The organism is Eggerthella sp. AM16-19, assembly GCF_003474385.1.
Taxonomy (GTDB): Bacteria; Actinomycetota; Coriobacteriia; order Coriobacteriales; family Eggerthellaceae; genus Senegalimassilia.
Genome location: NZ_QUCY01000042.1, coordinates 1 through 10,285, shown reverse-complemented (window position 1 = coordinate 10,285; position 10,285 = coordinate 1). Strand labels below are relative to the sequence as shown.

Genomic DNA, 10,285 nt, shown 5'->3' with positions numbered 1-10,285 from the left:
GCAGCCATGAGGTCAGGGGTTCGATCCCCCTAGGCTCCACCAAATTTAACAGCCGCCTTTAGGGCGGCTTTTTTATTGCCACGGAAAGGGGAACCCATGGCTCAGAACGCATCCGGCGAATCGCAAGCCCGCGATTCGTTCACCTCTCGCACCGCCTTCATCATCGCCTGCATCGGATCGGCCGTAGGCCTATCGGGCATCTGGCTGTTCCCGTACCGCGTTTCACAGCTTGGCGGAGCGGCCTTCCTTATCCCCTACCTGTTCTTCGTCGTGCTGCTCGGCCTTACCGGCGTGGTGGGCGAGATGTCGTTCGGCCGCGCCATGGGATGCGGCCCGATGGGAGCGTTCGGCAAAGCCCTCGAACTCCGAAGCGTGCCCCAGGCAACGCGTATCGGCAAAGTCATCGGCATCGTGCCCGTGCTTGCGGCGCTCGGCATCGCCATCGGCTACACCGTCGTTTTGGGATGGTTCCTCAAGTACCTGTTCGACGCCGCAACCGGAACCCTGCTCGCCCAACCGGACATGGGCGCGTACTTCGGTCAGATCACCGGCGATTTCGGAAGCATCGGCTGGCATGCAGCGGCCCTCATCATCACGTTGGCTGTCATGGTCTTGGGCATCTCACGCGGCATCGAGCGCCTGAACAAGATCATGATGCCGCTGTTCTTCGTCCTGTTCTGCGTGCTGCTCGTCCGCGTCGCCATGTTGCCCGGCGCGATCGATGGCTACGCCTACCTGTTCATGCCGCGCTGGGAGGCGCTCGCCAACCCGCAAACCTGGGTGCTTGCGCTTGGACAGGCGTTCTTCGGCCTGTCGCTGGCCGGAGGCGGCACGCTGGTATACGGCAGCTACCTGAAGAAGGACGTGAACGTGGTCTCGTCGGCGCGCAACGTCGTGGTATTCAGCACGTTGGCCGCGGTTTTGTCGGCCATGGTGGTTGTACCGGCCGTGTTCGCGTTCGGAGCCGACACCCAGGCAGGCCCCCCTCTTCTGTTCATCGTGCTTCCGCAGGTGTTCGAGGAGATGCCCTTCGGCGGGCTGTTCTGCTTCGTATTCTTCCTGGCCGTAGCCTGCGCCGCCATCACCAGCTTGGTGAACCTCTACGAACCGCCGATCGAGGCGCTGCAGCAGCAGGCGCGCCTTCCCCGCTGGGCCGCTGTGACCATCGTGGCCGCCGTCTCCATGGGCGTCGGCGCCTTCATCGAGAACGGCGACGCGGTCAGCGCCTGGATGGATGCCGTTAGCATTTACGCAATCCCGCTGGGAGCCCTTATAGCGGCCGTGATGTTCTTCTGGGTGTGCCCCAAGGGTTTCGCCTCAAAACAGGCTCAGATGGGACGAGAGAAGCCCGTAGGCGCATGGTTCGAGTTCATGGGACGCTATCTGTTCGTCCCGCTCACGGCTATCGTCATCATCTTGGGCATCGTGCTCGGCGGCATCGGATAACGCCCCAGGCGCTGAAGCATCGCCCGGAACGCCGCTTCTACGGCAACCCTAACAGCTTCCCGAAAGCCGCAAAGGCCTGCATGCTCCAGCAGCATGCAGGCCTTCTTATATCATGCGGGGAAAATAAGCCGGATCCGGAAGCCCTTACCTGCCAAGTCGAGATCTGCTGAAGCGGCAAGACCGAACGCAGCAACATCGCCAGGCCGGCATCGGGCCGGCTCGCACAGTCCAACGCTGCAGCGGGCCGAACCGACACCGACAAACCGCGGCGTCTAAGGCGATCGGCGCGTCGGCATCCAGCCCTACCCGGCCAAAACCCGCAGCCATCACCCCGCGGCGCCGTTTGCCGAACTAGTCCTGTTCGGCGAAGAAGCGCTCGGCGATGCGAGCCGATTCCGCGGCGTCCTTGGCATAATAGTCCGCTCCGATCTGCTCGGCGTACTCGGGCGTCAAAACCGCTCCACCCACCATCACCTTGCAGCCCGGCAGCTTCTCGTGCAGAAGCTCCACCGTCTGCTCCATGGCACGGACCGTGGTCGTCATAAGCGCCGAAAGCCCCACCAAGCGGATACCCTGCTCGCTTGCCACGCGCAGCACCTCTTCCGGCTCGACGTCGCGGCCAAGGTCGACCACGCGGAAGCCGTAGTTCTCCAGCAGCATCTTGACGATGTTCTTGCCGATGTCGTGGATATCGCCTTTCACCGTGGCCACTGCGATGGCGTTCGATCCCATGCCGTCATCGGCGGAATCGCCCATATGCGCCTTGACCACGTCGAATCCCACCTTCACCGCCTCGGCCGAAGCCATCAACTGGGGAAGGAAGAATTCGCCCTTGTCGAACTTCTGCCCCACCACATCAAGCGCGGGAACGAACACGCCATTGACCAGGTCGAGCGGGTTATGCTCCTCGAGCAACGCCTCGGTAGCAGGCCCCATCGGGCCCTTTCGACCCGTCAGGATGAGATGCACCATGTCGCGAACGGCATCGGCGGCATCCGAAAGCGACTCCGACACCGCAACCGGGCATTCTGCAGCCGCGTCGGCAGCCCCCGAAGGCTGAGCGGCCTCCGCGGCCCCCACGGCAGCACCCGCGCCCGCCGTGCCTGCCGTATACGGGTCCGCGGCATCTGCATACTCCCCGATGAACCCGACGGCGCCGGCATCCTGGCAGTTCAGCACCCTGAACGTGTTCACCGTGTCGGTGTATCGCTTCGCCTTCGGGTTCAGAATAGGCATATCCAGCCCGCACCCGAACGCGGCGGCCAAAAACGTCGAGTTCACCATGTTGCGCTGAGGCAGGCCGAAGCTGATGTTGGACACGCCGAGCGCCGTGCGCACGCCCAGGCGCTCCTTCACCATGGTAACGGCGCGCAATATCTCAAGCGCCTCCGATTGGTTGGTGGCGCACGCCATGGTCAGGCAGTCGATGACCACATCGGTTCGCGGGATGCCGTAACGCTCGGCGGCTTCCACGATTCGCTCGGCAACGGCGAAGCGCCCCTCGGCCGTAGGCGGGATGCCCTCTTCGTCAAGGGCAAGGCCGATCACGGCGCATCCGTAGCGTTTCACGATGGGAAGCACGGCCTCCAGGCTTTCCCGCTTGCCGTTGACGCTGTTGATGAGCGGCTTGCCCGCGTAACCGCGCACCGCCGCCTCCACCGCCACCGGATCGGACGAGTCCACCACTAGCGGCAACGTGACCGTGGAAGATAGCTTGTCCACTGCAGCTGCCAGCACGGCAGGCTCGTCAAGCTCGGGAAGGCCCACGTTGACATCGAGCACATCGGCGCCCAGCTCCTGCTGCGAAACGGCCTCGCCCACCAGGTAATCCAGGTCGCCCGCCCGCAGCGCGGCCTTAAGCTTAGGCTTGCCCGTAGGGTTGATGCGCTCGCCGATCACGGCGATGCGGGGCACGCCCACCGGAAGCGCCACGGCCTCCTGCGCGCTGCACAGCACGCAAGCGGGCTCGTAGGCGCGCGGCGTGGGCACGCGACGGGCATCAGCCATGCGACGAAGTTCGCGCGTGTATTCCGGCGACGTGCCGCAACACCCGCCGATGATCGAGGCGCCCGCATCGATCATACCTTCCATAGCCGCGGCGAAATCCTCAGGCGACACGTCGAACACGGTGACCCCGTCCTCAACGCGCGGCAGGCCTGCGTTGGGCTGCACCATCAACGGGCGTCGCGAGCGACGCGCCATATCCTGCGCGGCGCCCAACAGCTCCGCCGGACCAAGCGAGCAGTTCAAACCCACGGCATGCGCGCCCATGCTCGAAAGCACCTCCGCGGCCACCTCCGGCGACGTGCCCAAAAACGTGCGCCCATCCTCGCCGAAGGTCATGGTGGCGAACACCGGCAGATTGCAGTTCTCCTGAGCAGCCAGCAGCGCCGCCTTCGCCTCGCGCAAGTCGGCCATGGTCTCGATCAGCACCACATCGCAGCCGGCGGCGGCAACGGCGCGCACCTGCTCGGCGAACAAGTCGTAAGCCTCTTCGAAGCTCATGGTTCCCATGGGTTCCAGCAGCGCGCCCGTCGGGCCGACATCGCCGGCGATGTAAGGCGCGCCGGCGGCACGGGCGCATCCGGCAGCCGCACGATACACCTCCTCTACGCTTGCGGCACCTTCCAGCTTCAGTCGGTTGGCACCGAACGTGTTCGTGGTGATGACCTCGGCACCCGCATCGACATAGGCCTTATGGATGGCCGCGATGTCGTCGGGATGCGAGAAGTTGAGCATTTCGGGGATCTGCCCCGCATCGGCAAGGCCCCGCTCCTGCAGCTGCGTGCCCATGGCCCCGTCCACCACCAGAAAGTCCTGCCCGAGCAGCGCTCGTTTCAAATGCTCGTCTTTGATGGCAAATCCCGACAAATCGGGCTGGGGCAGCTGTGCCGCCTTCGCCCAACCGCCGGTCAGCTCCTTGTGCGCGCACACGCTATCTCCCATGGCAGGTAATCCCTCTTTTCCTTAACTCGCAACCATCTCTCAAACGGCAAACCGCGCAGGCATCGCGCGCTTCGCCGCCATTATCGGGCTCATCGAACAAGCCTAGTACGGCGGTAACGCTTTTCACCGGAACGAGCATGTTCGTCGACGTAACCGAAATACCTAAGCGCCGACTCGCATCAAGGGTCCTCAAAAACGCCGGCTGCGCATTCAGCGGCAAGTCGCCATAGCCGGGGCTAAAACGCCAGTTCGTGCTCAGACCCATATCATGAGCGAAGCGGACGATGACATCTTCGGTTATGTTCGCTGCCGCCTCGACCAGCGCCGAGCAGCAAGCTCCGAACATCACGCCGTCCGCCACGCTGATGGCCTCATGCTTTCGCATCTCCCGCTCGCTGACGGCGCCGAGCGTGCACGCCATCAGCGCAACCTTGCAAGCCCCGTGCAAATGCTCGGCGATGCTGTTGCCCTCGAGGACAAGATCGCAGCCCTCCAAAGCCACCTGGGGCACGAGCCCCTTCCCGCATTCGGCTTTCGCGCTCGATACCGCGCTGCGGCTCTCGACCGCGCCGATTGCCGCATCAAGGGCGTCAAGCGAACCCGTCGTCGCAGGCTCCGGCGCCTCCCAACACGTTCGCTTCTCATCGATATCGAAGACGCTCCAGGCGAACGAAGGCTTGATAACCCTCTCGCACTCATCGGCCAGCCTATTGAAACGGGTCAGCAGCGCCTCATCGACCTGCTGACCCGTGTATCCCAGATATCTCAGCGCCTCGGTGCGATCGAGCCGCGCATCAGGCGCGCCCCCTGCGCCAAGACGTCCATAACGCACCATCACGAAACCAGCGCCACCTTCAACGCACACGAGGCTGCACGGGCGATCTCGGGGTTGTTCATGGTGTACACGTGCAGCCCCTCGACGCCATGCGCCTGCAAGTCGGTCAGCTGGCGGCACGCGTATTCGATGCCTGCCTGACGCAAGCTTGCCGGGTCGTCCTCATATCGCGCGAGCAGCTTGATGATGGGGCTGGGAAGCGAAGCCCCGCACATGAACACCATGCGTTGGATCTGCGCCTTGCTCATGAACGGCATGATGCCCGCGGTTATCGGCACGGTGATGCCGGCGGCCTCGGCCCCTTCGCGGAAGCGATAGAAGCAGTCGTTGTCGAAAAACAGCTGCGTGACCAGGAAGCTTGCGCCCGCATCCTGCTTCTGCCTCAGATGCTCCACGTTCAAGCGAAGCGAGTCGCAATCGATATGACCCTCGGGATACGCTGCGGCACCCACGCAAAAGCCGGCATCCGCCAACACCGGGATAAGGTCCTTGGCATACCGGAAATCACCGGGCTCATAGCCTTCCGTCAGATCACCGCGCAAAGCAAGCACATTGCGGATGCCGCGGTCCCTCATATCGGCGATTGCCGCCGAAATCGACTGCTGCGACGCGCCGGCGCAAGTCAGATGGGCCACAGCGGGGATGCCATGGTCATCTTGGATCATGGCGGCGATTTCAGCGGTGGCCTGCTTATTGCCGCTTCCGCCCGCGGAATACGTAACGCTGATGAACGCGGGATCGAGCTTTGCAAGCTCCTGCGCGATCGTGTGCGCCGACTCCATGCTCAGCTCGCCCTTCGGCGGGAAGATCTCAAACGAAACCGGCTGCGCGCCCGTCTGACGGGCTTGCGCGAAGATGTTCTCTACAGTATCCATAATGCTGCCTTTGATTTTTTCCATCATCAGTATCTATAGCGTTGCTAATTATAACGACACAGGCCTTTCCGTCATCGATAATTCCTTGCACGGGGGTATGCTTTTTTGAGAATGTGACCTATCTGCCAATACGATTGCCGGGAGGATCGAGTACCGACACACAACAAGCATCGAGTTTATGGCAGGCATTCGTTAACGCAATCTTGCCCATCAACATGTCGCCCTCACCGGTTTCGCTAACTACGCCGTCGACGGGAAGGGAGGGTTGAACGAACTTACATCGAGATACGTCATACCGGCTAGCATCCGCCAGCGTGATTTCGGGGCGAGCTCGAACCTTCACGCGCCATGATGCCGCCCTCGCGGTATCGCTGCCGCCGACTCCATCGGCGGAAAGGCCAGGCTTACTCCCGAAGCAGGTCTTCGCCGTTCCCTCTACGCTGGCACACTCGATCGTCGGGAGGATCGAACACGTTCACGCTGCTGCCGGTTTCGCTTTGACGAAACGCGCTAAAACAAACGAGCGTTTGCCAGAGTTCAACCCTCCTCGCAAGCTGACGAGCCTCTTTCGCTCGCTGCTTAGCCTCGGCTTCATTCTCGAAGGCCGACAATCCACCCGCTTCCTCGTACACACCCGCCCCCTCGCACACTCCTGCTTCCTGAAGTTCACGAGATTCCGCAAAACCGCCCCTCGGCACCCTTCGACGGCGCATCCTTCTTGCAACCTTCTCGCATAGCTGCACATAAGCGTCGAATTCGTGAACCTGCTCAGGACGCACCAATATCGCTCGACGTTGCAACCCTCCATGCTCATTTCGCGATGCTGCAACCTCTCGATCCGTCTTCCTTGCGTTTCGAACATTCTTCGCACCCGCCGCTGCGGCTGCACATGCCATTTTTGCCCTTCGATCAACCTTCGCACCCGCCGCTTCGCTTCTCCGACCGAACGCGTCACCGCCATGCTGCGCGCAAAACGCTGCCGCAGGAAGCTCCTCAGGGTCCTCCGGGCCATCAATGCCACAAGCAAGGCCGTTTGCCCTTCCCCCGCCAAGCCCATCAGGCAGTGAGATGTTCAAAGCCGCCACATCGCGCCTTCGGCTCGTTGAACGCACGGTCAGCACACGACCAAATCCACCCGAGCCCTCCGCCAGTGACAAACAGCCTCTTCCTGCAACGTTCTCGCCTAGAACCACTTCCCCCGCAGCGAACCCGCCAAAACGTCGCGGCATGCTCAAGGCCATCGCCATCGCAGATTCCGTCGGCGAAATCGATCCATCTCGCACATAGGCAAGGGCACGACGCGCCTTCGCCGTCCCATAGGTTCCATCGACCTTCGCCAGGTACTGCCCGATTCTCGCAACAGACGTCAGCGGCTCGTCATCGCCCTCTCGTAACGCGATCCCGTTTTCGGCATCGGCATCGATTCGATACGATGAGCAGAGCGCATAACCCATATACACCGTTTCCAGCAAGGTATGTTTGACCGCAATTTGCAAAAACGTCAGCTCGGGGGACGAGCAGCAAACCGCGCCGAACCCCTCAACCGGCACCTTCACGAACGATCCTGCCGGATACGCGCTTCCCGAATAATGGGACCGCAAGCAATCACCGTCACGTCTGCCCGCCGAAGTCCGCACAAGCACCTCGAGCTTGCCATCCTCGATACCCAAAAGCGAACGCAGTGTCCTGCTCTCGGAAACAAACGGCGACGTGCAAGGCAGCACCCGAGCCGTGGTCCTGTTCCCCGTGATGCGAGGATTGCGATTTCGCACAAGCCAGCGAAACGCCGCATCGTGGGACAAGCAGATATTCATGGTTGCCATATCCGGTTCCTTTCAAGCGCAAATCACTTCGCAAACCAGCATGACGCCACCATCTTACACAGCCCTTGCCCGTATCCTGCATATCGCGCCGACAAACCTTGCAGGCAGATCGCCGCTGCATTCCTCTAGCAACCCGAACAGCATCCCCCGTCAAACCGATAGACGTCCTCCACATGATGATTCCAGCAAATCAATGGCGGTAACCGCCTTATACCGGCTATACTGGTGCCATAGCTTTAATCACACTACACAAACACAGCATCGGGAGAACAAGCTATGGCAGTAGAGCACAGTCAAGACAAGCGTCAATTAGCCGCATGGGTGGATCGGAAGCTGGCCGAAACGGTAGACGAGGTTGCCAGCAAGCGCGGCATCACGCGAACCGCGGCAATCACGGAGGCGCTACAGCGCTACGTAGAGGAAGAAACCAGCGTGGCGCTGCAACTTTCCGATTTTGCCGAGAAGCTTGAAGCCCTGCTTGAACGCAGCGAGACGATGCAGAGCGAGCTTGAGGAAATCAAGCAGATGAAACCAGCCCGCTCCACGCGCAAAGCGAAAGCCGCGCAGCCGGCCCCTGCCGCGCAAACGCCATCGCTGTTCTAGAAGCGAATCAAACTTATGAGCATCTTCGTGACGGGCGATATCCATGCCTCATACGACATCGCAAAACTCTCGGAAAGCTGCTTCGACACCGCTGGATTGACCAAAGATGACTACGTGATCATCTGCGGCGACTTCGGCCTTGTGTGGAACAACTCCGCCAGCGAGCAATATTGGCTCCGCTGGCTTGATGCTAGACCTTTCACAACCCTATTCGTTGATGGCAATCATGAGGGCTTCAGCCTGCTGAACAGCTTTCTCGAAACCACATGGAATGGAGGAGCGGTACATCAAGTAGCAACCAGCGTCCTCCACCTCAAACGGGGCCAATTGTTCAACATCGACGGATGTCGAATCTTCACGATGGGCGGAGCAACCTCAAGCGAATACGACAGGACGCATCGAATTCAGGGTAAAACATGGTTCACCGAAGAAATCCCAAATGAGCAGGAACGAACAACAGCACTTGAGACACTTGATGCAGCAGACTGGGATTGCGACTTCGTCATCACCCATTGTGCGCCCTCATCTAGCGCGCAAGGCATATCCGAGCACACCGATCGCCTGAAAATCCACCCGATGGACGAATACACCGATTGGCTCCAAACAATTCAAGACCGTCTAACTTACCGCCATTGGTTCTGCGGCCATTATCACATCGACGCTCAAATCCAAGATAAGACAACCGTGCTATACAACCGAATAGCCGTGTTGGCAGACCCCAAAACCATCGCCGATACCGATGACGAAGAGATCTTGTCGCTACCCTATCAACTACTCCCCGAGCCAGCAGGAAACCAAAAATCACCGATACCAGACTATTGCTCCGAACTCGAAGACCAAGATTCCTTGGAAATCGATTTAGAGTAAATGCAAAACAGCCCCAAAAGCATGTATAACCCCGGCATTGCCGGGGTTATTTTCATACCATCTGCAGAAGAAACGAATACATGCATTCAATCGGAAAGCATTAACAAGGAAAAACTGTGCCAGAGTGCTTTCAATTGCCGCTATTTCAGCTTTACTAACCGGTGCGATGTGCAAAACTGAAAAGCCTCTAACCAGCTGTCACGAATTGACACAAACCCCAGAAACCCGGAGCCAAATGGAATCGCCCAAGGCGACTTAAGATGATGCGCACAGCGCAGTAAGCAAGCGCTTCAAGAATACGGATCTGCCCACAATATCGAAAAGCCACAATCGCAGCATCAATAATAGGGGGATCCAAGCTAGAGACCCATCCAAACGCGGAAAGAGCTCGCAAAGGATATGCGCGCCTCCGTTACGTTCCCCCCTGCGAGCCCTCAGGCGCACAATATGCGACCGTCTGCGCTGTGAGGGCATCGCCCATTGAACAGGTCCGCGAGCATAGAAAGCTTCAGGATGGACTACTAGCCAAGAAGGGAAAACTCCAACGAAAACGCCAGACAATGCAAGAAAAAGCAGAGAAGGCGCGCGCACCTCGAAACCAGTTAGGCGTTTCGAGCAAATTCAATCAAGAGACATCATCGCCAAGAGGAAACCCGCAACCGCGCTGATGAGGGATGCCGTCATCCAAGGGGTCGGCGCCCTAAACGCGGAAAGGACTTGCAAGAAGACAATCTCCTTCACAGGCCTTTCGGATGCCCCGAGACGCGGAGAGGCCCGCAGGGGGGGACCTCCCCCGCGGGCCTCTCGCGGCGCGCATAAGAAAAGCGCCCTCCGCGAGCGCGGCGCCCTGCCCTCCCGCAGCCTCGCGCTGCAGTACTCTCGGCGAAGGC

General features: G+C 60.3%; 7 protein-coding genes. 3 read left to right on the top strand and 4 right to left on the bottom strand.

Features of this window, described 5'->3' with window-relative positions:
• Positions 1-96 precede the first annotated feature (96 nt).
• Positions 97-1,446 carry a sodium-dependent transporter gene (locus DW178_RS10885; protein ID WP_118351459.1) on the top strand — a complete coding sequence of 450 codons (1,350 nt, stop codon included), beginning with the start codon at positions 97-99 and terminating at the stop codon, positions 1,444-1,446.
• 351 nt (positions 1,447-1,797) lie between these two features.
• Here DW178_RS10885 and DW178_RS10880 read toward each other — a convergent pair whose 3' ends face one another.
• The 4 genes from DW178_RS10880 to DW178_RS10865 all read right to left on the bottom strand — a co-directional run bounded on the left by DW178_RS10880 (position 1,798) and on the right by DW178_RS10865 (position 7,925).
• On the bottom strand, positions 1,798-4,392 hold the full coding sequence (locus DW178_RS10880; protein WP_118351457.1) for a homocysteine S-methyltransferase family protein: 2,595 nt from the start codon (positions 4,390-4,392) through the stop codon (positions 1,798-1,800).
• Positions 4,382-5,227, bottom strand: coding sequence for a vitamin B12 dependent methionine synthase (locus tag DW178_RS10875; protein WP_118351455.1), 846 nt, complete (start codon positions 5,225-5,227; stop codon positions 4,382-4,384). The genes DW178_RS10880 and DW178_RS10875 overlap by 11 nt, the downstream gene beginning before the upstream one ends.
• Positions 5,227-6,102: a methylenetetrahydrofolate reductase gene (locus DW178_RS10870; protein ID WP_118351452.1), complete on the bottom strand. Its 876-nt coding sequence runs from the start codon at positions 6,100-6,102 to the stop codon at positions 5,227-5,229. Before DW178_RS10870 ends, DW178_RS10875 begins: the two co-directional genes overlap by 1 nt.
• A 404-nt stretch (positions 6,103-6,506) precedes the next feature.
• Positions 6,507-7,925, bottom strand: coding sequence for a hypothetical protein (locus tag DW178_RS10865; RefSeq protein WP_118351451.1), 1,419 nt, complete (start codon positions 7,923-7,925; stop codon positions 6,507-6,509).
• A 276-nt stretch (positions 7,926-8,201) separates the two neighbouring features.
• On the opposite strand from DW178_RS10865, the gene DW178_RS10860 reads away from it, so the two are divergent.
• Together DW178_RS10860 and DW178_RS10855 are read left to right on the top strand one after the other, a co-directional pair.
• Positions 8,202-8,528, top strand: a complete 327-nt coding sequence (locus DW178_RS10860; RefSeq protein ID WP_118351449.1) for a ribbon-helix-helix protein, CopG family — start codon at positions 8,202-8,204, stop codon at positions 8,526-8,528.
• Between the two features lie 15 nt (positions 8,529-8,543).
• The gene (locus tag DW178_RS10855) at positions 8,544-9,395 is read left to right on the top strand and encodes a metallophosphoesterase family protein (protein ID WP_118351447.1); all 852 of its coding nucleotides are present in this window, start codon (positions 8,544-8,546) and stop codon (positions 9,393-9,395) included.
• Positions 9,396-10,285: the final 890 nt, after the last annotated feature.

Bases quoted from the DNA above. Each gene is read 5' to 3' on its own strand.
- DW178_RS10855 (WP_118351447.1), top strand. From the start codon at position 8,544: ATGAGCATCTTCGTGACGGGCGATATCCATGCCTCATACGACATCGCA.
- DW178_RS10860 (WP_118351449.1), top strand. From the start codon at position 8,202: ATGGCAGTAGAGCACAGTCAAGACAAGCGTCAATTAGCCGCATGGGTG.
- DW178_RS10875 (WP_118351455.1), bottom strand. From the start codon at position 5,227: ATGGTGCGTTATGGACGTCTTGGCGCAGGGGGCGCGCCTGATGCGCGG.
- DW178_RS10880 (WP_118351457.1), bottom strand. From the start codon at position 4,392: ATGGGAGATAGCGTGTGCGCGCACAAGGAGCTGACCGGCGGTTGGGCG.
- DW178_RS10885 (WP_118351459.1), top strand. From the start codon at position 97: ATGGCTCAGAACGCATCCGGCGAATCGCAAGCCCGCGATTCGTTCACC.
- DW178_RS10865 (WP_118351451.1), bottom strand. From the start codon at position 7,925: ATGGCAACCATGAATATCTGCTTGTCCCACGATGCGGCGTTTCGCTGG.
- DW178_RS10870 (WP_118351452.1), bottom strand. From the start codon at position 6,102: ATGGATACTGTAGAGAACATCTTCGCGCAAGCCCGTCAGACGGGCGCG.